Source organism: Photobacterium proteolyticum (genome assembly GCF_001939735.1).
GTDB classification, from domain to species: Bacteria; Pseudomonadota; Gammaproteobacteria; order Enterobacterales; family Vibrionaceae; genus Photobacterium; species Photobacterium proteolyticum.
Genome location: NZ_MJIL01000087.1, coordinates 50,128 through 71,636 on the forward strand (window position 1 = coordinate 50,128; position 21,509 = coordinate 71,636).

Genomic DNA, 21,509 nt, shown 5'->3' on the forward strand with positions numbered 1-21,509 from the left:
CCTGAGCTGATTAGTTACGCTTGTTGTTTAAAACCAAACAAGCGAAGACGACTGATCCCGCCATCAGGGAAGATATTCAGGCGCACATGTGTGATCGGCCCGATGTCATTCACCTGATCAGAAAATTCATGAATACTGTCGGCAGCCAGCTTCTGAGATGGCAGCAATTCACGCCAGAACAAACTTTGGGTCGCTACCTGATCATCAGTCCCACCCTGCACATAGGCGGCCTGGATAGAGCAGCTATCGGGGAAATTGCCCTTGAAATGTGCGGTATCGACTGCAACTTTGTTGACTGTTCCCGGATGGCCGAGAGCCACAATGACCCAGTCATTTCCCGGCGTCCGGCGGCGGGCCGTTTCCCAGCCGTCACCCATGTTCTCACCGCGCCCCGGACGAAGAATATTGGCTTTCTTGCCAAAGTGTTCATCGCTGCAGGCCAATGCACGGCCACCATTTTCCAGCGCCGCCAAATCCACTTCTACGTCAGCTGCGGTTTTATCCCAGTCCACACTTGGCAAGCCATAAACCCGCAGGCGCGCAACACCACCATCGGGATAGATATTCAGCCTGACATGGGTAAACACCTGTTCATTATCAACGGTATGTTCATGATGGCTGTCACCCTGCAGGCTTTGTGATGGCAGGATCTCCTGCCACTCTGTTGCCTCTGTCGGATCACCGTCCAGGCTATAGCAGGCATCAACAGACGCTGAAGGAGGGTAGTTACCTGTGAAAAACGAAGTATCGATATCCAGCCCTTTGATCGTGCCAGCAAAGCCGAGGCGGACAATACAATAATCGTACCCTTCTTCGCGTTTGCGGCGAGATTCCCAGCCATCCATCCATTTGCCGTTGTCGTCATACAAGTCTTCTTTAAACACCGGCTGAGCACTGCTGATCAGACGGCTCTTGTCGGCAAAGAAATCATCGGTGGCATAAATGGCAACCGCGCCAATTTTCTCATCTGCCAGGTTGACGTATTGTTCAAATGTCGTTGTCATTTCCTTTCCTTCTTCAATTCCATTCGTCATGAAATGCGTGGTTTGAGTTAGTAATCAGGACATCAGCCTCGGCTTACATGTCCTGCAGGCGAAATAGTGCGATCTTGTTGATCTCCTCTATCGCCTTCGCAAACTCAGCTGCACTGTCATTTCCTAATCGCATCTCAAAGGATTCGAGTATTTGGTAACGATTGGCCCCTTTCACTGCCATAATGAAGGGAAACTTGAAGCGCTCTTTGTAGCTGTTGTTAAACTGGGTGAATTGTTCGAATTCTTCCGGAGTACACTGATCGATCCCTGCCCCTGCCTGCTCGGCTGTCGACGCCGCAGTCAGTTCTCCGGTTACGGCGGCACGACCGGCCAAATCCGGGTGAGCATTGATCAGCGCAAGTTGTTCCTTAACATCCGCTTGCAGCAAGACTTCTGCCATCCGCTGATGAAGAGCTTCAACCTGATTATCGGTATCTGACACCCCTTCATCATAGGTACGTTCAGCCACCCAGGAACTGTGTTCGTAAATATCAGCAAAGTGGGCAACAAATTCTTCGCGGCTCATCTGAGCTGGCTGACAGGTGTTAAAGCTTGCCATTATCGTGACTCCTTCATGCTTGGGTGCGGATGGTGTTCGTGCCAGTGACGGGCAATATCTATTCGGCGGCAAAACCAAACATCGTCATGCTGCTGGACATAGTCGAGAAAGCGTTTCAGGGAAGCGATACGCCCCGGCCGTCCAATCAGGCGGCAATGCAGGCCGACCGACATCATCTTCGGCGCAGTCTCCCCTTCTTCATACAAGGTATCGAAGGTATCTTTGAGGTAGCTGAAGAACTGATCACCGGCATTGAAACCCTGAACGGTAGCAAAACGCATGTCGTTGACGTCGAGGGTATAAGGGATGACCAGCTGTGGCTTGCCTGCTTCCTCATGCCAGTAGGGCAGATCGTCATCATAGGCATCAGAGTCATACAGGAAGCCCCCTTCTTCAGCGACAATCTTGCGGGTATTAGGGCCGGTTCTTCCTGTATACCAGCCCAAAGGACGCTGACCGGTGATCTTCTTGATGATCTCGATCGCTTTCACCATATGATCCCGCTCCTCGCTGTAATCCATGTTCTGGTAGTCAATCCAGCGATAGCCGTGGCTACAGATTTCATGGCCAGCCGCAACCATCGCCCTGGCGACATCGGGATGTCGCTCCAGCGCCATTGCCACAGCAAAAACAGTCAGCGGTATATCGTATTTTTCGAACAATTTCAGAACTCGCCATACTCCTGCACGGCTGCCGTATTCGTAGATTGACTCCATACTGATATGCCGCTGCCCCTGAAGCGGCTGCGCGGACGGTATTTCAGACAGAAAAGCTTCCGATTCTTTATCTCCGTACAAAATACAACGCTCGCCACCCTCTTCGTAGTTCAGTACGAAAGAAATCGCGACGCGGGCATCATTTGGCCAATGGGGATGCGGGGGCGTATCACCATAACCAATCAGATTACGCGGATAGTCTGTACTCATCACATGACTCCTTTCTAGCGTTCCAAATGCCAATCATGTTCCAGTTGCTTGGCAAGGCAATATCTAAACTTTTAGCACAGATTGTATACAATCAAAAGTGGAAATGTGAAAATTATGTTTAATTGACTTTAGGGTCAAATTAAACAATGTCATCAAACCCCTTTAACATCAACGCATAAGTTCATAATTTGTCATTTCGCCCACAAAATTGGTTAACACTTTTGTTACATAAGACTTTACTATTTGCACTCATTGTGTACATAGTTAGTAAAAGTTAAATACAATCTCAGCAAGGTTGAACTATCTCAACAAGCACCTGTTGACTTCTAACCTCTTGCTGATATTGATCTTTTAAGTTAACAATGGAGAGCGCTCAGCGCGTGACAAATGATGGGACGATTAACGACACATGTACTAGATACTGCAAATGGCATTCCAGGCGCAGAAATCAAAGTGGAACTGTATCGGATTCAAGATGCCTCTTTGCACTGGGTTAAAACCGTATATACCAATGCTGACGGACGAACCGATGAGGCTATTTTGGATAACGAGAGCTTTAGTCCGGGTAAGTATCAGTTAATCTTTCATACCGCCGACTACTTTAAACAACAGGGAGTGTCACTGCCTGATATCCCCTTCCTTGATGATGTGGTGATCCGCTTCGGCATCGCTGACTCAAGTTCGCACTATCACGTGCCCCTACTCGTATCACCTTATAGTTTCTCAACTTATCGAGGGAGCTAAAGCTTCTTTAACGCTGTCAGGGCAGCATACAAGTGTGTTCTGCCCAATAGCGAAAACAAAAAATCATTACTCGCCTTCCCCCTTTGAATGAATGTGGTATTCACAGGCACCGGCATGCACTGTTCTGGATATGGTTCGGCACACCCATGGTGCATCAAACTAAATTGTATACATATTTACTATTAAGCAATTAATTAGCGATCTACTGCTGTCACTATCTTTTCTACTGGCCCTGAAAGGGTTGCCATACGGGCTTTTGCTGCATTCAAAAAGCAGACCCAGTAAAAAAGATAACAAATACAGAAAGCTGGAACGATTTTTGCGAAGCGTAGAGAATATGAACTGTAGAAATACAGACACTAATAGTCGGATAAAACAGAAATAACAGGCTTCATTGTGAACGATATAAATACAAATTGAGTTCATTTTAGGGACGTTAGAAAGAGGAATGTAGTCATGAATGACACTAAGGCAGAAGTACTAAATGAAAAGGCGCAGGGTTCCGCCCCTTTCCTGGAACGGTTTTTCCAGTTAAAAGCACATGGAACTAACGTAAGAAATGAGCTCATCGGTGGCCTCACTACCTTTGCGACCATGGCTTATATCATTTTTGTTAACCCAAGCATTATGTCTGCCTCGGGCATGGATGCCGGGGCGGTCTTTGTCGCGACCTGTATCGGCGCAGCAATCGGTACCCTGCTGATGGGCCTGTTTGCCAACTGGCCGGTTGGCCTGGCACCAGGCATGGGGCTCAATGCCTTTTTCTCGTTTACCGTCGTCGGTGAAATGGGCTACAGCTGGGAAGTCGCGCTAGGCGCGGTCTTTATTTCAGGTGTGCTTTTTGTTGGTATGAGCTTTTATAAGGTCCGGGAATGGATCATCGAAAGCATACCTGAAAGCCTGCGTTATGCGATGACCGCTGGTGTCGGCCTGTTTCTTGGCCTCATCGGCCTGAAAACAGCAGGGATTGTCGTCGAGAGTCCGGCAACTCTGGTCACGCTGGGAGACTTTACCCAGCCGCAGGCACTGCTTGCCGCTATCTGCTTTCTGATCATCACAGTGCTGAGTGAACGCAAGGTGTTCGGCGCAGTCCTGATTGGCATAATCGGCGTAACTTTGGTCGGTATGATGCATGGCCTTGTCGAGTACCAAGGGCTGATTTCATCACCGCCGAGTCTTGCACCAACCCTGCTTGCAATGGACATTACGGGCGCACTGAATATCTCAATGGTCAGCGTGATCCTCGCTTTCCTGTTCGTCAATATGTTTGATACCGCCGGCACCCTGATAGGCGTTGCCGAGCGCGCCAATCTGGTAAACAAAAAGACAGGTCGTATCGAGGGGCTGAGCAAGGCACTGAAAGCCGACAGTATCGCCAGCGTCGCAGGTGCCTGTGTTGGCTGTCCGCCTGTTACCAGCTATGTCGAGAGTGCTTCCGGTGTTGCTGCCGGCGGTCGCACCGGCCTGTCAGCCATCGTGATCGCCGCCCTCTTCCTGGCTGCCATTTTCTTCTCTCCGCTTGCCGGAATGATCCCTAGCTATGCCACAGCGGGCGCGCTGATCTACGTTGCTTTCGTCATGATGAGCAGCATGCAGCATGTCAAATGGACAGATTTTACCGATGCTGCCCCTGCCGCCATTACTGCACTGATGATGCCGCTGACCTTCTCGATTGCCAACGGCATTGCTCTGGGCTTTATCACCTACACAGTGCTGAAAGTCGCCACCGGCAAAACCAAAGATGTGTCGATAAGCATGTATACGCTGACCGCTATCTTTATCGCCAAGCTCATTTACATCGGCTAGACCACACGACCGTGACACTACGCAGTTTGTAGAAGTCATTCTTTGTACCAAAACGCGTTAATTCGAACGATGGATTACAGAGGATCACCAATGAAACTTCTCTACACACTTAACGAACGTCCCCCCTACGGGATCACCCTATTACTGGCCTTGCAGCACATGCTGGCTTCAATCGGGGGGATCGTCGCCATCGCACAATGTCTGGGCGTAGGGCCAGTCAGGTATCACCATTGTCACAGTATTGCTCAACCAGTGAATGCCTGAGACTGATGCCAATGATGAAGAAACAGATACAATGCAGCTAAAAGAGATAGACGAACAGCCCCTAACAACGGGTGAAACTGCAGAGTCCAAGCAATAACAACCGGTACTCATACAGGCTGCCCGACGCCTCAGTGTTCAGGCAGCTATACAGGAACAGATGAAGATGCCCGCCAGCATCTAGTAACTCCCGGGTTAGTCAATGCTCAAAAGGCCAAGCAGTTGATGTGGCTGTTACCTGAAATTAAGCATCTGGTAACAAGTGCCTAAAAACAAGCACCTGAAAAAAGTGCAAAAGACAATCCAGCCTCTTAAAGGCTGGCCAACTTGGAAGGGAGGAATCACAGAACCAATACAATCAGGACAAAGGCGTTATTCTGGCTGTTCCAGCTTACAGCCGTTAATCACCAAGTGAGTCAGAAACTCAGCCGCATTAGCAAAGTCCTGTTCATCAAGCTGTTCTTTATCCATCACCTTGCAGATCTGCCAGCTGAAGTCGGCATAGGTTTGCGTGGCCGCCCATATCGTAAACATCAAGTGCTGTGGTGACACCCGCGCCATTGCTCCGCGCTCGATCCAGCTTTCGAATTTGGCAATGATCATCTGCGACTGGCTGTGAAGTTTATCGGCAATATCGTCAGGAAGGTACTTGGCCCCCGTCATCACCTCGTTGGCAAACGCCTTGGAGGCATAAGGGTGGTCACGAGATATTCTCAGCTTTGTCTTGATATATTCGCTGAGAGCTTCAGCCGGATCATCAAGTTCTTCAACCGGACGGGAAGCCTCAAGCAAAGGTTGGGTGACACTTTCGAGCACTGCTCGGTATAAGTTGTCCTTGGCTTTGAAGTAATAATAGATATTAGGCTTGGGTACATCGGCAGCCTTGGCAATATCAGCCACCTTGGTCGCCGCATATCCTTGCTCTGCAAAAAGCTGACAGGCAACTTGTATAATCAGCTCTTGATTTTTCTCTCTTATCCGTGACATCGACAGTCCCGCCTATCCGATAAATTCAAATACCTAAACCATATATTGCATGCCACCGATACCAGCCTTTTATCAATATGTCATGGCATTGTTATATACCCAAGCTACCTCAAGATGCTCGTTTCAGCGAGAATTACTTGGCTTGTAGGCTAGGCACCGATTTGAAAATCTAGTGGTTCTAAATTGATAATCGGTAACAACGCATAGAAGCCAAGTAAACTCGCCCTTTGGGAGTGAGCCAGCGTGCCCATTTCTGTGTCAAATAACGTTGAAAGGGGCTACCATTCCTACCGCTATTTTCCTTGAACTGAACACGCTGGTCTCACTCTGAATCCTGCATCTTGAGGTAGTTTGGGTATATATGTTTTTTCTATAGTAATGGATATCTGATAGCGACGAAAGCTCCGATGCCCGGTTCAGTTACCCTGAACAGTGGCATTTACATCAACAAGGACGCTCTGTTTGTCAGTAGCCAACACCCGAGCTACTGCCAGCTCTCGGCTTCATCAACAAGGTGCTGGCTGGTATCAATGGCATTAAGTACAGCAAGATATAGATCAGAATCCTCTTCACCATATGCGGCCAATTGGGCTTTGACTTGGTAAAGCTCCTCAAGGTTTTGTTCTTGTTGAGCAAGGTAACGCCCTACCTGCCCGCTGTTTTCGCTAGCCAGAGCAGGCTCATGATCAACGATTGCAAACAGAACTGTCAATCCCACCGCGAGCGACGCAAAAACACCAGCTTTTGATATCTTCAACATGCCTGAACTCCTTCTGCTAACGACTCCAAGTACTTTGTCAAACAATCGAACACCTTACAATTAATGTCAGCTGAACCTGTTAGTGATTGTTAATAAACACATGTCGTGATTAATATCACAAATTTGTTGACCAGCGGGTCAGGTATTGGTTAAATAGCCCGCGATTTGACCCTAATCACTGTTTTCTCGAGTAACTTGCCTATGACAATGACAACCAGCCACACTGCGCACCTCAAAATGTTTGCCTTCACAACACTGATCAGCCTTTCATTCCCGATTGGTAGTCACATTACCGCGCAGCTAAATCCACTGGTTGTTACTTGGATACGCTACCTCCTTGCCAGCCTGCTGTTTTTGGGACTTCTGCTGGGACAAAAACAGTTCCGTATACCAACCGCCAAAGACTTTGTGCGCTACACAGTGATCTGCCTGCCGGCACTGACCTACTTCGTCACCATGTTTATTGCACTGCAAGATACCAGTGCCCTTGATACCAGCGCGCTGTATACCACGGTTCCGCTTATGAGCGCCATGCTGGCCGCGGTGATCTTCAGACGTCGTACGCCACTGACGGTCATTATTGCCCTACTGGGCGGAATGCTGGGCGCAGGGTTGATTATTTTTCGTGGCGATCTGTCTGCAGCAGGTTCTATCGCATTAACCAGTTCGAACAAAATCTATCTGATCGGCTGTTTGGCAATGGCCCTGAACCCGATCGTGGTCAAAAAATACTATCGCGGCGAATCCATTACCCATATGACTTGCTGGACATTAATCTGTGCCACAGGGCTGCTGACACTGGGGGCAGCACCCCAACTCGCCACCACGGACTGGTCTGTCATTTCATCCGACATCTGGCTTGGCATTGGTTATCTGGCCGTTTTTGCAACAGCACTGAGTTTCTTTTTATTCCAGCAAGGAAGCGTGTCGCTAGCACCCGAGCAGGTATCGGCGTATACCTACCTGATCCCGGTGATGGTGTTAATCGTCGATCGCGCGCTGGGACATGTCGAGCCTTGGTCACATGTTGGTTACGGCGTGGTAATAGTGATGCTCTCAATGATGGTGATGATTGGAGGTACCTCAATTATCGCAACGTTACGCCGTCACAAAACCACCCCCTAATCAATTAACCGTGAACATGCTGAGCCATTATCAGCCCGGGGGCCAATGCATATTGCGTCCGCCAAGCAAGTGCAAATGGATATGGTAGACCGCTTGTCCGCCCTGACGATTGCAGTTCCAGACCAGGCGGTAACCGTCCTCAGCCAGAGACAAGTCCTTGGCCAGTTGTGTTGCCGTCAGGATCATATGGCCAATCAGTGTTGAGTGTTGCTTTCCGAAATCGTTAATCGTCACGATATGCTGATGCGGCACGATAAGAACATGCGTCGGAGCCTGAGGGGCATTGTCGTTAAACGCGACAATTTGCTCATCTTCATAAAGCAAGGTCGAAGGTATCTCTTTGTTCGCAATTTTGCAGAATATACAGTCCATTAGCTCCCTTCCTCCGCATAGTGGTATTAACTGTTAACTGGCTTGTCAGCCTGCTCTAAAACTAGATGTATCAAGAATCAGTATAAGCATAACTGGATATTATCTTTTTACCTTCTACCAGCCGGGATAAGTCCCCCCTGTCCAATAAATAAGGCTCTGAAGACTACGCAGGAAAAAGCACCATCACTTATGCTGAGAAGTGTCACGCTTGACGGATCTGTCATCAAAGGGAGGTTCGTTTGTTGGAAGGAGCAACCAATGACCACCGCTTTTATCACTCATGGCGACTATCTGAAGCATGTGATGGGGGCGGATCACCCCGAGTGCCCGGAGCGTCTAGGGGCCATCACACAGTATCTTGCATCAACTGAACTGGGCGATAGGGTCAAATGGATGGCGGCACAAACCGCCTCAGATGAACAAATAGAGCGAATCCACCCAGCCGAATACATCTGCTGGCTCGACAGCCTGCAGCCTGAGAAAGGCTTGGTTTATGCCGATGCTGATACCGCTCTGAATCCGCATACGATGCGTGCCGCCCGCCTGGCAGCAGGCGCCGTTACTATGGCCACCGATATGGTACTCGACCAGCAGGTTACCAATGCTTTTTGCGCGGTTCGACCGCCCGGGCATCATGCCGAAACCAGTACAGCAATGGGGTTTTGCTTCTTTAACAATATCGCGGTTGGCGTCGAGCATGCCCTTAGCCGGGAAGAGATAAAACGGGTCGCCATTCTCGACTTTGACGTCCACCACTGCAACGGCACTATCGACAGCTTCAAAAATCGCCCGGAAGTATTGGTTTGCTCGACCTTTCAGCACCCTTTCTATCCGCTTAGGTATTACGACATTCAGCGCCCGAACATAGTCAACTCCCCCCTGCGTGCCGGTACCAAAGGCAGTGAGTTTCGCCTTGCAATTAAGCGCGACTGGTTACCCGCTCTGCACAAGCACCAGCCGCAAATGATATTTATCTCAGCCGGATTTGACGCCCACAAAGACGATCCGCTGGGACAACTTTTGCTCGATGAGAGTGACTACCGCTGGGTGACGAATATCATCACCGATGCTGCTGCCTGCTATGCCGAAAACAGAATCGTGTCTACTTTGGAAGGGGGCTACAACCTGCTGGCACTGGCACACAGTGTCCACGCACATATCGATGTACTCGCGGGAAAGACAAACGATACCTGATCTATACAACAGGCTGAGAAAAAACAAGAAAGGCCAGCAGTATGAGTCATACTGCTGGCCTTGGATACACGGCTCAACTAATGCGCGAAACTAGTCGAACAAGTGACAGGCAACGAGGTGCTCTCCACCCTGTTCGCCGGTATTGTGAGTAGCTGGCCGCTCTTCTTTACACCGACTTGAAGCATGAGGGCAACGCGTGCGGAAAGTACATCCGCTCGGCGGTGCCAACGGTGAAGGGACATCCCCCTGCAGCTTCATTGACTCTTTGCTGGCAGTCGGATCCGGAATAGGAATCGCCGACAGCAACGCCTTGGTGTAAGGGTGCTTGGGGTTGCGATAAAGCACTTCAGCCGGCGCTTTCTCGACAATCCTTCCCAAGTACATCACACCAACTTCATCACAAATATGCTGAACCACACCCAGATCATGGGCAATAAACAAGAAAGAGATACCCTTTTTCTCTTGTAGCTCCGCGATCAAGTTAAGTACCTGAGCCTGCACCGACACATCAAGTGCTGATACCGGTTCATCGGCAACAATGAACTTAGGTTCCAATACCAGTGCCCGCGCAATACCAATCCGCTGGCGCTGACCACCCGAGAATTCGTGGGGATAACGATTCAATACCTGAGGACGGAGGCCAACAATCGCCATCACTTCGGCAATTTTTGCTTCACGCTCCTCTTCGGTCCCGATCTTGTGAGTATCCAAAGGCTCGCGCAAGATCTCGTGGATCGTCATTCGCGGGTTGAGCGAAGCATACGGGTCCTGGAAAATGATCTGAATATCACGCCGCATTGCTTTAAGTTCACGATTGCTTAGCGAAGAGATATCTACGCCTTCCAGCTTCACTTCACCTGAGGTTGGCTCGTGCAGACGCAAGACACAACGCCCCAGTGTCGACTTACCGCAACCGGACTCGCCCACCAGACCAAGTGTTTTCCCCCGCTCGATGGAAAAGCTGACATCATCAACCGCTTTACAAACCGCTTGAGTTCCAAAGAAGCGACTGCCCGCCGTAAAGTGCTTCTTAAGGCCGTTAACCTCTAACAATACTTCGCTCATTGGGCATCTCCATTCGGGCTATAACAAGCAACCTTGTGATTTTCACATCCACTAAGCTGAGGAACGGCTTGATGGCACTGAGTATGAACCTTGTCACAACGGTCTGCAAAACGGCAGCCGTTCGGCAGGTGCAGCAAGTCAGGAACCACCCCCTTAATCGTTGGCAGGCGCGGGATCTTCTTATCACGTACAACCGGGATCGACTCCAGCAAACCTTTGGTATAAGGGTGTTTCGGATTAGCAAAGATCTCTTCTACCGGTCCTTCCTCGATAATTTGACCGCAGTACATCACCACCACACGCTGGCATGACTCAGCCACCACACCTAGATCGTGGGTAACCAAGATCACGGCCATATTTAGCTCTTTTTGCAAGCGGACCATTTCATCCATCACCTGAGCCTGTATGGTCACATCCAGTGCGGTTGTCGGCTCATCCGCCAACAGCAGATCCGGGCCACATGACAGTGCCATCGCAATCATTACCCGCTGGCGCATACCACCGGATAATTCATGTGGGTACTGATCAATCCTTTTCTCGGGAGAAGGGATCCCAACAGTATCCAGCATTTCGATAGCCCGGGCACGAGCCTGCTTTTTGCTGACACTGTTGTGAAGCCGGATCACATCGATCATCTGCGTTGAGATCTTCAACACCGGATTCAATGCCGTCATCGGCTCCTGGAAGATCATCGAAATTTCGTTACCACGAACTTTCCGATACTCTTTCTCGCTCAGACCTACCAGCTCACGACCTTTAAAGGTAATACTGCCATCAACAATTTTTCCCGGCGGTGACGGCACCAGCCCCATTATTGATAACGAACTAACTGACTTGCCGCAGCCAGACTCACCGACAATAGCGACCGTTTCACCCGGCATCACCTTAAAGTTCACTCCGTTAATTGCGCGAACCGTGCCTTTGTCGGTTTTAAATTCAACCGTAAGATTCTCCACCGATAGCAGTGGGGTTTGCTCAGACATATTAAATCTTCCTTGGGTCCAACGCGTCTTGCAGCGAATCAGAGAACATATTGAAGGCCAATACCAATACAAACAGCATGCCTGATGAGGCGAAGAAGTTGCAGAAATGGCCGGCTGTTACCTCACCACTGGCTTCTGCAATCATCAGTCCCCAGCTAATGCTGTCTTTTACGCCCAGCCCCAGGAAGCTCAAGATAACTTCACTTTTGATTGCGGTAATAAACAACAGGGTCATTTCCACCAGCAGGATGTGAGAGGTATTAGGGAGCAGATGTTTGAAGATCACCCGGTAAACCGGCACACCCAGCGAACGGGCCGCCTCGGTAAACTCCATATTTTTCAGCTTAATAACCTCTCCGCGCACCAATCGCGCCGTGCCCATCCAGAAACAGGACATCATGGCGATATGCATGGCATAAGGGTTATCAGCCAAGGCAACGGCAAACGCTGCCACCATCAGGTAGTAAGGGATACAATCGAGGCAGTTCATCAGCCATAGAAAAAGTTCATCAATCCAGGTACCAGAAAAGTAACCCGTTGTTGAACCCACCAATGCCCCGGTAATCGTTGCAACCACCGCAACGGTCAGGCCGACTTCAAAAGCCGTTTTGGTACTGTAGATTGCCCGTTGGAAAATATCCTGGCCGTTAATATTGGTACCGAACCAATACTCGGCCGTTGGGCCCATTTGCCCGTCGGCGAGCAGTTCGTCCCACCCCTGGGCAATTACGCCGAGCCATACCAAAATCGCGGTAAGCAGGTACAAGCCAACCACAGAAAGGCTGATCATTCCCACTTTGTCACGCGTGAATTTGTGAAAAGCTTTGGTCCATAGGGATTCACGTTTTTCCGGTGCCACCGCGCTACTTCCCTGGTCCATTATTGCGTCCGACATTGCTTATTGTCCTTATTTAAGAGAAATACGCGGATCAACAACGCGATACAAAATATCTACCAGGCTAACCACAAGGATGAACATCAATGTGGTCAATACGATAATTGCCTTCAAAACAGGCAGATCACCGGTGGTAATCGCGTCGTAGGCTGTCAATCCAACACCCGGAATACCGAAGTAGCTTTCCAGTAAAAGCGCACCACCCACTACAACGAAAGGAATGGAGAACACAATACGGGTTACTATCGGAATCAGGGAATTTCTCAGGACATGCTTGAATAAAATCGTGCTCGCACTGTGACCAAACGCCTTGGCCGTGCGAACATGGTCCCGGGTCGTCTCTTCAACAATCACCGCTCGGTAGAATCGGGTGTTATAGCCCAGGGCCACGAACACCGATGATATGGTCGGTACAGTGATGTAGTAGAGGTAATCCGAGAGGGAATTCACTTCCCAGCCATAGACTGGGAAGAGATTCAGGCCATAACTGGAGCAGAAAATCAGTTGCGTCGTTATGATTACAATGAGATACGAAATACTCATCCCCACTACAGAAGACGACATGATCAACTTATCCAGCCAACTGGATCGGTGCATGGCAGCAAACAACGCCAGCATGACCCCCAGCACGTTACCCAGAATAAATCCGGGCAACTGCAAGGCAATCGAGACCGGAATGGTCTTCGCCAGAATCGACGTCACCTTTTCACCGGTTGAATCGGAATACCCGAAATCAAACAAGACAACTTCCTTGATGTACTCAAAGTAGCGTACAAAGAAAGGCTGGTCGTAACCGAGCTGATGTCGGATTTCATTGATCTCTTCGATGGTAGGGTTCCGGCCCAGCAAGTCGTAAGTCTTGTCTGGTCCGAAATAAACCATCAACACAAAGCTGATAAGTGTCACCCCAAAAAGCAACGGGATGCTGTACATCAGCTTCCTGAAACAGTGTTTTAAAATCTCCATAATGACCCAGCTTTAGTTATGATTTGATGTCAACGTATTTCAGATAGTTACCCATTACGTCACGCTGTGGCCACATGATGGCGTTTTTGTGCCACATGCGAATACGCGTGCGCGAGTAACCGCCGATACCGACACAGTCGTCGACAACCATCTGGTTCATCTTCTTGTAGATTTCGGTACGTTCTGGGCTTGGCTGCATTACTGAAGCTTGTTCGTAAAGCTTGTTGAACTCTGGATTGTTATAGTTCGAACCATTGGAACCCGGTGAGCGGTTAGGACCGTAGAACAACTGCAGGGTATTCTCTGCATCCGGGTAGTCTAGTCCCCATCCCATAGGAATTAGCTGGGTTTTGCTCATCTTCACGTCTTTGTTGAAGTCGCCGAAGGTCGCATAGGTTTTCTGTCTAACTTTCTTCTTCGGATAACCAATTTTGGTCAGGTTTCCGCGGAATTGCTCAAAGAACTGCTTATTACGGGTACTAGATACACCCGGATAATTCAAGACAGGTAGGTTTTGCTTGGTCCAGCCATGTTGCTTAAGCAATTTCTTCGCACCGGCAATATCTTGCTTAATTGAAGACTGATCCATATTTGGATCAAAGCCGTCTGTTCCCGGAACGATAAAGCCAGGATACGCTTCACCAATGCCCAGATAGAAACGATTCACACGCTGCGGCCAGTTGAAAGATTTCACAATCGCACACCGCAGTGCTTTGTTAGCGGCATTGATCTCAGGATCGTTCGAATACCCGAAATACTCATCATCAAAATTGAAGAAGTTATAAACCAGGCCAGCTTCAGGGTTAACGCGGAAGTTAAATCTTTCTGCATACTCTGGCTTTAGCTGTACAGGGTGCTTGCTAGCCAGCACTTCGTTCATCTGCTCGTTTTGCAGCGTCGTGTTGACAATTTCTGTTCCCTTGCTAAAAGAGTTCCAGCGTGCAGATGCCTGTTTTACCCAGTTCAGCTCAACACGGTCAACGATAGGCAGTGTCTTTCCTTCCAGGCTTGCAATACCAGTAAAACCATGTACTTTTTCGTCGTAGCCAGAACCGGCCAGATCAAAGGTCTCTTGACGGTAATCGGTATTTTTTTCCAGTACTGTCTTGGTGCTGTTGTGAGACACCAGCTTGAACGGACCAGAACCAACAGGGTGAACAGATAGCTCACGACCGTACTTTTCAACCGCTTCGACAGGAACAATACTCGAATAACCCATTGCCAGGGTGTAAGTCAGCTGCGGAAAAGGCTTGATAAGCTTAATCTGTACCGTGTGAGAGTCCAGTGCCTGTACACCCTCAATGGTTTTCGAGTAGTCAGAACCGTTTGCTTTCCAATCATCGACTCCGACTATCTTGCCCGTCCATAGCCAAGAACCCTGAGAGCGGTTTTTCGGATCAAAGTGACGCTTGATCGAATAGACGAAGTCTTCCGCGGTAACTTCGCGCCCTTTACCATCGGCAAACGCCGGGTCATCGATGAACTTCACGCCTTTTTTAAGCTTGATGGTATAGGTTAGCCCGTCTTCCGATACCTGCGGCATGTCCAGTGCCAGGTTCGGCTTGAGCTCGAAGGGGGATTTTAGGTATTTGTATTCGTAGAGTGTGTCGTATACTGCTGTTGTAACTGTGTTTGCATATGTTGTACCGGCTTGCACCGGATCAAAGGTCGTTGGGGTGCCGTCTTCGGAGAACTTCAAGACTTTAATGTCGTCCGCCATTGCCATGCTGGAAGCCACCAGCGCCGCCAACGGTAACAAAGTAAATTTTTTCATATAACTTCCTGTTAATTAATCTCATGCTTTTGTTACATCCATGAGCGATATTTTTTGAGCAAAAGTTGTCATTTTCAGCCCTAAAACCGGAGACGTTGACTAACGGGCTGCAAACTGGCTCAACGTCCAAGTCTCGCCCGATACAACCTCAGCAACTTACTGTTGCCTGAGGGTCAAAAACCCCAATTTATAAAAAGAATATTAAACCAAGTGCAACATGGACAACAGCATCTTGCAGCATAAGTGGGATGTAATGCAAATATTTCTAAACATTTGATACAGTTATATCAGCCTCATATACCAATCCTGACAGGCGATATCGCCTAACCCTATTTCAACAAGCCAGTAACCCGTAAGTTAAGCGCTATAAGAATATTTACCATCACTGCAGCTAGGCTATATCAAGCATCAATTCTCTATTTCCTTGGGTAAACACGAACCCTCAGATTTCGGTGAGTAAATGAGATATATTCATGTAAACAACAGCATGAGTGACAAAAAATGAAGTTAGACGCAATTCTCTGGGATTACGACGGAACCCTTGTCAATTCTGTTCCCAAAAACATTGATATTACCAAATGCATTTTGTCTGAGATTGTTCCTCATTTGACAGGCGATAACCTGCCTCACTGGCTACAAAGCGAAGCGGCATACCATGAAGCCAACCACGCAGCCAAGAACTGGCAGGAACTCTATGTGAAGTTCTACGGCATGAGCGAACCTGAGATGCTGGCGGCAGGATCACTCTGGGGAAAACACCAGCTCAGCAACACTACCCCAGTCAAACTATTTTCCGGTATTGATTCCGCAATACACGAATTATCCGCCATTCCACACGGTATCTGCTCGCAAAATGCTTCCACAAACATCATCAAGGTTCTAACCGAAGTGCGGATCAATGCCTGCTTCAAGGCCATTATCGGCTATGATGATATCGCTCAGCACAATCAAAAACCTTCACCGGAGGGTGGACTAATCTGCCTGAGTAATATGTTTGACAAGCTGGAGGATATAACGGTGATGTATATCGGTGATCATGAAGCCGATGTGCAGTTTGCCCGCAACCTGCAAGCCTCACTACCCTCAACCTCCAAGGTAATTTCGACAGCTGTGGCATATAGTGGGGCTACCCCCGAAATCTGGTCAACCCAGCCAGACTTTATTATTCAGTCTCCACGGGAACTAATCTCGCTTTGTAATCTCAATAATTGAATTAGTATCTAACAGGCACCTAACATAGGCGGCTCCAAATCTGAAGTACGCTGATTCTCGACTTATTGGTGCTCAACTTAAACATAAGTTGGGTAGACTACACACTACCCAGCTTAAGATAAAACGAGACTTTAGCGATTACACATTAGCTATTACACATTGGCAAACTGTGGCAACCATTGTCGCTGGGCCGCAAACATCTCTTTAAACATGGCATCGATTTGCTCAAGGGTACACACGGTTGCTGTTACAGGATCCAGAGCCAGTGCATAACGCGCAGCATCAAGATCATTGGTCAGTGCCGCCTCGACAATCAACTCTTGCACGGCAGTATTGGTTTTGATCAAGCTGGCACACTGCATTGGCAAGCGCCCCATTTGTTGTGGGTGAAGGCCTTTACTATCAACCCAAATCGGCACTTCAACGACACAGTTTTCAGGTAAATTATCAATCAACAATCCTGCCGACTGACGGTTCGGCACGTTACCATTAATTCGCGTTCGCTCACCACTGACCGCCGAATTGATCAGCTTTGGTGCATTTAGCATATTGGGCTCGATAACAAATTTCTGTATACCTGCTAACTGGGCGTCAATTTCAGCCTCACCCGCAGCATGCACTTTTTCTTCCAGTGCCAACAAATCCCAGCGTTGAGGAAGGAAGTGATTAATCATCTCTTCATTTTTGCGGAAATAAGGCAGGTAATCACTACAGTGCCAATGGTTTTCGGTGCACCATAAACCAAAGAATTTCAGCACTTCACAACGTACGCCATCTGCAGCATAAACCTTGGAGTCATTAACCATTTCACGAATTTGGGGCAACAGATCCTTGCCGTTAGCCGCCATTTTGGTGATCCAGGTCATATGGTTAATACCCGCAAACTCGTAATCAATATGTGAAGGTACATCCTGATACATCAGTCGCTGCCAGCGCTCGGGGGTCGACGGATGATCAACCCAATCACCCTCCCCCAAATATCCGGCCAACTGAACGGTGGTATAAAGTACTCCATAACACAAGCCAATAGACTGGATCGTGCTGTAATCTTTTGCCGCCCAGGTTAATGGTGCAAGAGGGTTAGCATAGTTAATAAACAACGCCTCGGGGCAAACTTCTTCCATGTCTCGCAGTATGGCTAGCATTGGGGGAATATGGCGTAGCGCACGGAAAATACCGCCCGGCCCCATCGTGTCGCCAACTTCCTGTATCACCCCGTATTTGGCTGGTATTTGCATATCCAGTCGCCATGGTTCCAGACCTCCTACCTGAATGGCATTAATAACAAAATCGGCACCACTTAGCGCCTGGCGCCGATTTGTTGTCATGCTGAGCCGAACACGAATATTAGCCTGCTCTGCCATTTTCTCGATAAGCTGATAACTTCGCTTAAGTACCTCGGGATCAATATCCATCAGCACCAAATCAATGCCATTCAGGGCAGGATAAGAGAACAAGGCCGAAGTAATCTGGCGAGTGAACATCACACTGCCCGCACCGATAATGGTTATCTGAGTCATATCTATCCCTTATTGAAAAGTAACCGCCGCCATGAGCCCATGTGCTGTTTGAGCATCATGCTATGGACCATCAGCGAAGCAAGAATGGTGACACCGTAGATCAGACGGGTCCAAAAACCGGCTAACCCGGCGCTGATGATCCCGGCTTCTAAAATACCGATAATGCAGGCACCGAACAGAGTACCGACTAGAGTACCACGGCCCCCAAGGACAGATGTGCCGCCAATGAATACCGAGGCAAAAACCAATAACATGTAACCCTGCCCCTGATTGGGCCACCAGCTGCTCATCTCAAGACTGACAAACACCCCGACCAAAGCCGACACCGCCCCCATCAACATAAAAAGCATCAAGCGGGTGCGCTCAACCGATACCCCCATCACGCGTGCCGCTTTTGGGTTATCGCCAATAAAATTGACGTTATCACCGAAAACATGACGAGAGAGGATCAGCCAGAGCAAGAAAACCATCAAAAGTGCCCACAGTACTTGGGCCGGGATGAAATCGGCGATACGCCCGACCATCAGGGTGTGAATCCAGCTATCACGCACTTGCGGGATACTAAGCGCAAGGCCATCAGCCAGCACGGTTGTCAGGCCACCAAGGAAGAACTGAGTGCCGATAGTGGCAATTATTGAAGGGATACGGAAATACACCACCAGTATTCCATTCAGGATACCGCACGTGATACCCGCAGCAATCGCCGCACCAAATGCCAGTATGGGTGACTGAGTTAGCTGGAATATCTGGGAGAAAACAAAACCACCCAGCGCAACAACAGCCGGGAAACTCATATCAATTTCACGTGCAATGATCAGCAAGGTCAAAGCAAAAGCCAGCATCGCCGTAAACGGGATCGTCGACATGAAAGAGATGTAAATACGGCCATGGAGGAAGGTATCAGGGCTAGATACCGTAAAGAGTCCCCAGAGAGCAACAAGGATAAACGCAGTTAGCACCGGAACCCGGTGACGGAGCATAAACAAATTCATCATGCCCCTCTTCCGACTGCATCCAGCAACGCCATTTGAAGCGAAGACTGGGTCATCTGTGATTTTCGGTACTCCGCCACGATACTGCCGCGATCCATCACGACAAACCTGTCGGCAACCCGGTAGGCATCATTCATATTATGAGTGATCAATAAACACGCTCTGCCCTGCGACTTTAAAGCCTCGATAAAGCACAATACTTTTTCGACCTCGCCGACTGACAGCGCTGTTGTCGGTTCATCCAGTATCACCACCCGGGCATCAAATAACATGGCACGGCCTATTGCCAATCCCTGACGTTCACCGCCAGAAAGTGAACTCACAGGCGCATCGATATTGGCTCCAACGCCGCGAAAATCTAAAGTTTTGAGAAGCTGAGCAGCTTGACTGCGCTCTTCTTTGTGATCAATAAACCCCAATCTGTTATGAAGATGCCGGCCAAGAAACAGATTTCGCCAAACGGGTTGCTGCTCGCCAAGGGAGCCGGATTGATAAACGGTTTCTATACCTAACTGGCGGGCCTGCTGTACCGTATAACGGTGAGTTGGGATTTTCTCTCCCTCAATACACAGCTGACCATCCTCAACTTGCTCGGCACCGGCGATCAACTTGATAAGGGTCGACTTTCCTGCACCGTTATCCCCGAGCAGCGCACACACTTCACCACGATTGAGCGAAAAGTGAATGTCTTTCAACGCATGAACCGGGCCAAACCATTTGTTCAACCCGGTCAACTCAAGCACTCGCTCCGTCATTAACGAATGCCTTTTGCCGCCAGGGGAGCGATAAAATCGATATTACCCTGGCTAACAAAACCCGCTCCGGTATTGATATCAAGGCCCGAGAAACCATAGCGCTTACTCAGCACAACCTGCACCACCGACAGGTAGCCCATCAAGTACGGCTGGCTATCGGCAACCAACTGGACATAACCGGTTTTAATCGCATCAGCTGTGGCTGGCGACAGGCTAAACCCTGCCACATACAACTCTTGCGGACGAACCCCGGCATTGCGCAAGAAGTTCCCCATTTGCGATGTCAATGCGCCATGATCCACCATAATTAGTTTTACTTTTGGGTTACGCGCCAGATACGCCGTGATCACATTGGTTCCAAGGGAAGGATCTTTATCTGTTTCAGGTGAAATCTGAAGGAAGTCGACAGCCAGCCCGGCATCTTCAAGCGTACTGATCAGGCCTCGGGTTGAATCACTACGCTCGGCGATATCTTTAATCCCCCAAACCAATGCTTGGTCACCGGCCTTGAATTGGCCACGACGCAGCGCTTCTTTGGCCAAGTGGACACCACGAGCTGCATTACTCACCCCAACATAGCCGAAACCTTTACTTTGTTCGGCCGACATCGTGCCAGGAAGCGCTGTGTCAACAGATGTTACCTGCACCCCTTTGCTAAACGCTTCGTCAACCAAACCCTCGTAGGCACTATCACCCGGGTGCCCCATCACCACAATACCCGTCGGTTTAGCCGCCAAAGCCAGCTTGAAGTTCTCGATCATCTTTTGTGGCTGCCAGTCTGAGTACATTACACGCAGATCGACCCCCAGATCACCTGCCGCCTGTGTCGCGCCGTTTTGAACAACCGTTGCGTATGGCCCTCCTACCGGACCGCCGACATCAAACCAAATCGACATATCCTTCCCGGAAGAAGCTGCCACTGCTGTCGAAGCGGATAACGAAACCACAGCCGAAAATAGAGCAGACAATGCCACTTTTTTCGATTTACAGGATAAAGCGCCACAAATTTTCACAACCGTAATACTCCACATTGGTATATGCACTTGTTGCGCATAATACCCCCAAAGTATTAATTATTCTCAAGAGAATATTCTTTTTATGAGTTCTATCTCAGTAAGTGAAAATCTCGACAAGGCATAGAAAGACGAAGATCACTGAATGAAAATCTGTCTACAGAAAATGTGTCAAGATGAAGGCCCAAAAACGACAAAAGCCCATTTCTGCTGGGCTTTCTAATGTGGCGGAGAGATAGGGATTTACTTGCTCGCAAGCTCGCGCCCTTCGGGCTATTGCCTTTTCGCACCTTCGGCACCCTATCTCTAATCACAATATTTAGGCGAAAAAAAACCGCTGAATTATCAGCGGTTTTCTTTAATGTGGTGGAGCGTTCTGGGTATAGGGGGATTTTCAAATCCCAGCCTACGAACGGCTTCTGAAACGACAAAAGCCCAGCATTGCAGCTGAGCTTTCTAATATGGCGGAGAGATAGGGATTTGAACCCTAGATACGCTACAAACGTATGCCGGTTTTCAAGACCGGTGCTTTCAACCACTCAGCCATCTCTCCGTAAGTGCGGCGA

21 protein-coding genes and 1 tRNA gene are annotated in these 21,509 nt (G+C 49.0%); 6 read left to right on the forward strand and 16 right to left on the reverse strand.

Features of this window, described 5'->3' with window-relative positions:
* Positions 1-14: 14 nt before the first annotated feature.
* The 3 genes from alc to puuE all read right to left on the reverse strand — a co-directional run bounded on the left by alc (position 15) and on the right by puuE (position 2,519).
* Positions 15-1,004 carry an allantoicase gene (gene alc, locus BIT28_RS18395; protein ID WP_075766404.1) on the reverse strand — a complete coding sequence of 330 codons (990 nt, stop codon included), beginning with the start codon at positions 1,002-1,004 and terminating at the stop codon, positions 15-17.
* A 73-nt stretch (positions 1,005-1,077) separates the two neighbouring features.
* A complete protein-coding gene (gene uraD / locus BIT28_RS18400; RefSeq protein ID WP_075766405.1) occupies positions 1,078-1,593 on the reverse strand; it encodes a 2-oxo-4-hydroxy-4-carboxy-5-ureidoimidazoline decarboxylase in 516 nt (171 codons plus the stop codon).
* Positions 1,593-2,519, reverse strand: a complete 927-nt coding sequence (gene puuE / locus BIT28_RS18405; protein WP_075766406.1) for an allantoinase PuuE — start codon at positions 2,517-2,519, stop codon at positions 1,593-1,595. The genes uraD and puuE overlap by 1 nt, the downstream gene beginning before the upstream one ends.
* Before the next feature lie 390 nt (positions 2,520-2,909).
* Between puuE and uraH the strand changes: the two genes are divergently transcribed.
* The 3 genes from uraH to BIT28_RS29640 all read left to right on the forward strand — a co-directional run bounded on the left by uraH (position 2,910) and on the right by BIT28_RS29640 (position 5,333).
* Positions 2,910-3,263: a hydroxyisourate hydrolase gene (gene uraH, locus BIT28_RS18410; protein WP_075766574.1), complete on the forward strand. Its 354-nt coding sequence runs from the start codon at positions 2,910-2,912 to the stop codon at positions 3,261-3,263.
* Positions 3,264-3,719: 456 nt separating this feature from the next.
* Positions 3,720-5,069, forward strand: coding sequence for an NCS2 family permease (locus BIT28_RS18415; protein WP_075766407.1), 1,350 nt, complete (start codon positions 3,720-3,722; stop codon positions 5,067-5,069).
* A 90-nt stretch (positions 5,070-5,159) separates the two neighbouring features.
* The gene (locus BIT28_RS29640; RefSeq protein WP_175577561.1) at positions 5,160-5,333 is read left to right on the forward strand and encodes a hypothetical protein; all 174 of its coding nucleotides are present in this window, start codon (positions 5,160-5,162) and stop codon (positions 5,331-5,333) included.
* A 369-nt stretch (positions 5,334-5,702) separates the two neighbouring features.
* Here the strand turns inward: BIT28_RS29640 and BIT28_RS18420 are convergent, their stop codons facing one another.
* Both BIT28_RS18420 and BIT28_RS18425 read right to left on the reverse strand, forming a co-directional pair.
* Positions 5,703-6,317 carry a TetR/AcrR family transcriptional regulator gene (locus BIT28_RS18420; protein WP_075766408.1) on the reverse strand — a complete coding sequence of 205 codons (615 nt, stop codon included), beginning with the start codon at positions 6,315-6,317 and terminating at the stop codon, positions 5,703-5,705.
* A 484-nt stretch (positions 6,318-6,801) separates the two neighbouring features.
* Positions 6,802-7,077 carry a hypothetical protein gene (locus BIT28_RS18425; RefSeq protein WP_075766409.1) on the reverse strand — a complete coding sequence of 92 codons (276 nt, stop codon included), beginning with the start codon at positions 7,075-7,077 and terminating at the stop codon, positions 6,802-6,804.
* A 201-nt stretch (positions 7,078-7,278) separates the two neighbouring features.
* On the opposite strand from BIT28_RS18425, the gene BIT28_RS18430 reads away from it, so the two are divergent.
* Complete coding sequence (locus BIT28_RS18430) at positions 7,279-8,202, forward strand: DMT family transporter (RefSeq protein ID WP_083651946.1); 924 nt, start codon at positions 7,279-7,281, stop codon at positions 8,200-8,202.
* A 30-nt stretch (positions 8,203-8,232) separates the two neighbouring features.
* Here BIT28_RS18430 and BIT28_RS18435 read toward each other — a convergent pair whose 3' ends face one another.
* Positions 8,233-8,574 carry a histidine triad nucleotide-binding protein gene (locus BIT28_RS18435; protein ID WP_075766410.1) on the reverse strand — a complete coding sequence of 114 codons (342 nt, stop codon included), beginning with the start codon at positions 8,572-8,574 and terminating at the stop codon, positions 8,233-8,235.
* A 258-nt stretch (positions 8,575-8,832) separates the two neighbouring features.
* On the opposite strand from BIT28_RS18435, the gene BIT28_RS18440 reads away from it, so the two are divergent.
* Positions 8,833-9,768, forward strand: a complete 936-nt coding sequence (locus tag BIT28_RS18440; RefSeq protein WP_075766411.1) for a histone deacetylase family protein — start codon at positions 8,833-8,835, stop codon at positions 9,766-9,768.
* 90 nt (positions 9,769-9,858) lie between these two features.
* Here BIT28_RS18440 and BIT28_RS18445 read toward each other — a convergent pair whose 3' ends face one another.
* Genes BIT28_RS18445 through BIT28_RS18465 form a run of 5 tightly spaced genes read right to left on the reverse strand, consistent with a single transcriptional unit; the run spans position 9,859 to position 15,451 of the window.
* A complete protein-coding gene (locus BIT28_RS18445; protein WP_075766412.1) occupies positions 9,859-10,833 on the reverse strand; it encodes an ABC transporter ATP-binding protein in 975 nt (324 codons plus the stop codon).
* On the reverse strand, positions 10,830-11,816 hold the full coding sequence (locus tag BIT28_RS18450) for an ABC transporter ATP-binding protein (RefSeq protein WP_075766413.1): 987 nt from the start codon (positions 11,814-11,816) through the stop codon (positions 10,830-10,832). The genes BIT28_RS18445 and BIT28_RS18450 overlap by 4 nt, the downstream gene beginning before the upstream one ends.
* Before the next feature lies 1 nt (position 11,817).
* Positions 11,818-12,711: an ABC transporter permease gene (locus BIT28_RS18455; protein ID WP_083651947.1), complete on the reverse strand. Its 894-nt coding sequence runs from the start codon at positions 12,709-12,711 to the stop codon at positions 11,818-11,820.
* Positions 12,712-12,723: 12 nt separating this feature from the next.
* Positions 12,724-13,677, reverse strand: a complete 954-nt coding sequence (locus tag BIT28_RS18460; protein ID WP_083651949.1) for an ABC transporter permease — start codon at positions 13,675-13,677, stop codon at positions 12,724-12,726.
* A gap of 16 nt (positions 13,678-13,693) precedes the next feature.
* Complete coding sequence (locus BIT28_RS18465; protein ID WP_075766415.1) at positions 13,694-15,451, reverse strand: ABC transporter substrate-binding protein; 1,758 nt, start codon at positions 15,449-15,451, stop codon at positions 13,694-13,696.
* A gap of 501 nt (positions 15,452-15,952) precedes the next feature.
* On the opposite strand from BIT28_RS18465, the gene BIT28_RS18470 reads away from it, so the two are divergent.
* On the forward strand, positions 15,953-16,663 hold the full coding sequence (locus BIT28_RS18470) for an HAD family hydrolase (RefSeq protein WP_075766416.1): 711 nt from the start codon (positions 15,953-15,955) through the stop codon (positions 16,661-16,663).
* A 152-nt stretch (positions 16,664-16,815) separates the two neighbouring features.
* Here the strand turns inward: BIT28_RS18470 and melA are convergent, their stop codons facing one another.
* From melA to BIT28_RS18495, 5 genes are all read right to left on the reverse strand, one after another.
* The gene (gene melA / locus BIT28_RS18475; RefSeq protein WP_075766417.1) at positions 16,816-18,183 is read right to left on the reverse strand and encodes an alpha-glucosidase/alpha-galactosidase; all 1,368 of its coding nucleotides are present in this window, start codon (positions 18,181-18,183) and stop codon (positions 16,816-16,818) included.
* 2 nt (positions 18,184-18,185) lie between these two features.
* On the reverse strand, positions 18,186-19,178 hold the full coding sequence (locus BIT28_RS18480; RefSeq protein ID WP_245823775.1) for an ABC transporter permease: 993 nt from the start codon (positions 19,176-19,178) through the stop codon (positions 18,186-18,188).
* On the reverse strand, positions 19,175-19,930 hold the full coding sequence (locus tag BIT28_RS18485) for an ATP-binding cassette domain-containing protein (RefSeq protein WP_075766419.1): 756 nt from the start codon (positions 19,928-19,930) through the stop codon (positions 19,175-19,177). The genes BIT28_RS18480 and BIT28_RS18485 overlap by 4 nt, the downstream gene beginning before the upstream one ends.
* A complete protein-coding gene (locus tag BIT28_RS18490; RefSeq protein WP_245823777.1) occupies positions 19,930-20,826 on the reverse strand; it encodes a sugar ABC transporter substrate-binding protein in 897 nt (298 codons plus the stop codon). The genes BIT28_RS18485 and BIT28_RS18490 overlap by 1 nt, the downstream gene beginning before the upstream one ends.
* A gap of 579 nt (positions 20,827-21,405) precedes the next feature.
* Positions 21,406-21,496, reverse strand: a tRNA-Ser gene (locus BIT28_RS18495).
* Positions 21,497-21,509 lie beyond the last annotated feature (13 nt).

What these genes read in the sequence shown, in the direction of transcription:
- alc (WP_075766404.1), bottom strand. Translation starts at nt 1,004, where the DNA reads ATGACAACGACATTTGAACAATACGTCAACCTGGCAGATGAGAAAATT.
- uraD (WP_075766405.1), bottom strand. Translation starts at nt 1,593, where the DNA reads ATGGCAAGCTTTAACACCTGTCAGCCAGCTCAGATGAGCCGCGAAGAA.
- puuE (WP_075766406.1), bottom strand. Translation starts at nt 2,519, where the DNA reads ATGAGTACAGACTATCCGCGTAATCTGATTGGTTATGGTGATACGCCC.
- uraH (WP_075766574.1), top strand. Translation starts at nt 2,910, where the DNA reads ATGGGACGATTAACGACACATGTACTAGATACTGCAAATGGCATTCCA.
- BIT28_RS18415 (WP_075766407.1), top strand. Translation starts at nt 3,720, where the DNA reads ATGAATGACACTAAGGCAGAAGTACTAAATGAAAAGGCGCAGGGTTCC.
- BIT28_RS29640 (WP_175577561.1), top strand. Translation starts at nt 5,160, where the DNA reads ATGAAACTTCTCTACACACTTAACGAACGTCCCCCCTACGGGATCACC.
- BIT28_RS18420 (WP_075766408.1), bottom strand. Translation starts at nt 6,317, where the DNA reads ATGTCACGGATAAGAGAGAAAAATCAAGAGCTGATTATACAAGTTGCC.
- BIT28_RS18425 (WP_075766409.1), bottom strand. Translation starts at nt 7,077, where the DNA reads ATGTTGAAGATATCAAAAGCTGGTGTTTTTGCGTCGCTCGCGGTGGGA.
- BIT28_RS18430 (WP_083651946.1), top strand. Translation starts at nt 7,279, where the DNA reads ATGACAATGACAACCAGCCACACTGCGCACCTCAAAATGTTTGCCTTC.
- BIT28_RS18435 (WP_075766410.1), bottom strand. Translation starts at nt 8,574, where the DNA reads ATGGACTGTATATTCTGCAAAATTGCGAACAAAGAGATACCTTCGACC.
- BIT28_RS18440 (WP_075766411.1), top strand. Translation starts at nt 8,833, where the DNA reads ATGACCACCGCTTTTATCACTCATGGCGACTATCTGAAGCATGTGATG.
- BIT28_RS18445 (WP_075766412.1), bottom strand. Translation starts at nt 10,833, where the DNA reads ATGAGCGAAGTATTGTTAGAGGTTAACGGCCTTAAGAAGCACTTTACG.
- BIT28_RS18450 (WP_075766413.1), bottom strand. Translation starts at nt 11,816, where the DNA reads ATGTCTGAGCAAACCCCACTGCTATCGGTGGAGAATCTTACGGTTGAA.
- BIT28_RS18455 (WP_083651947.1), bottom strand. Translation starts at nt 12,711, where the DNA reads ATGTCGGACGCAATAATGGACCAGGGAAGTAGCGCGGTGGCACCGGAA.
- BIT28_RS18460 (WP_083651949.1), bottom strand. Translation starts at nt 13,677, where the DNA reads ATGGAGATTTTAAAACACTGTTTCAGGAAGCTGATGTACAGCATCCCG.
- BIT28_RS18465 (WP_075766415.1), bottom strand. Translation starts at nt 15,451, where the DNA reads ATGAAAAAATTTACTTTGTTACCGTTGGCGGCGCTGGTGGCTTCCAGC.
- BIT28_RS18470 (WP_075766416.1), top strand. Translation starts at nt 15,953, where the DNA reads ATGAAGTTAGACGCAATTCTCTGGGATTACGACGGAACCCTTGTCAAT.
- melA (WP_075766417.1), bottom strand. Translation starts at nt 18,183, where the DNA reads ATGACTCAGATAACCATTATCGGTGCGGGCAGTGTGATGTTCACTCGC.
- BIT28_RS18480 (WP_245823775.1), bottom strand. Translation starts at nt 19,178, where the DNA reads ATGATGAATTTGTTTATGCTCCGTCACCGGGTTCCGGTGCTAACTGCG.
- BIT28_RS18485 (WP_075766419.1), bottom strand. Translation starts at nt 19,930, where the DNA reads ATGACGGAGCGAGTGCTTGAGTTGACCGGGTTGAACAAATGGTTTGGC.
- BIT28_RS18490 (WP_245823777.1), bottom strand. Translation starts at nt 20,826, where the DNA reads ATGTCGATTTGGTTTGATGTCGGCGGTCCGGTAGGAGGGCCATACGCA.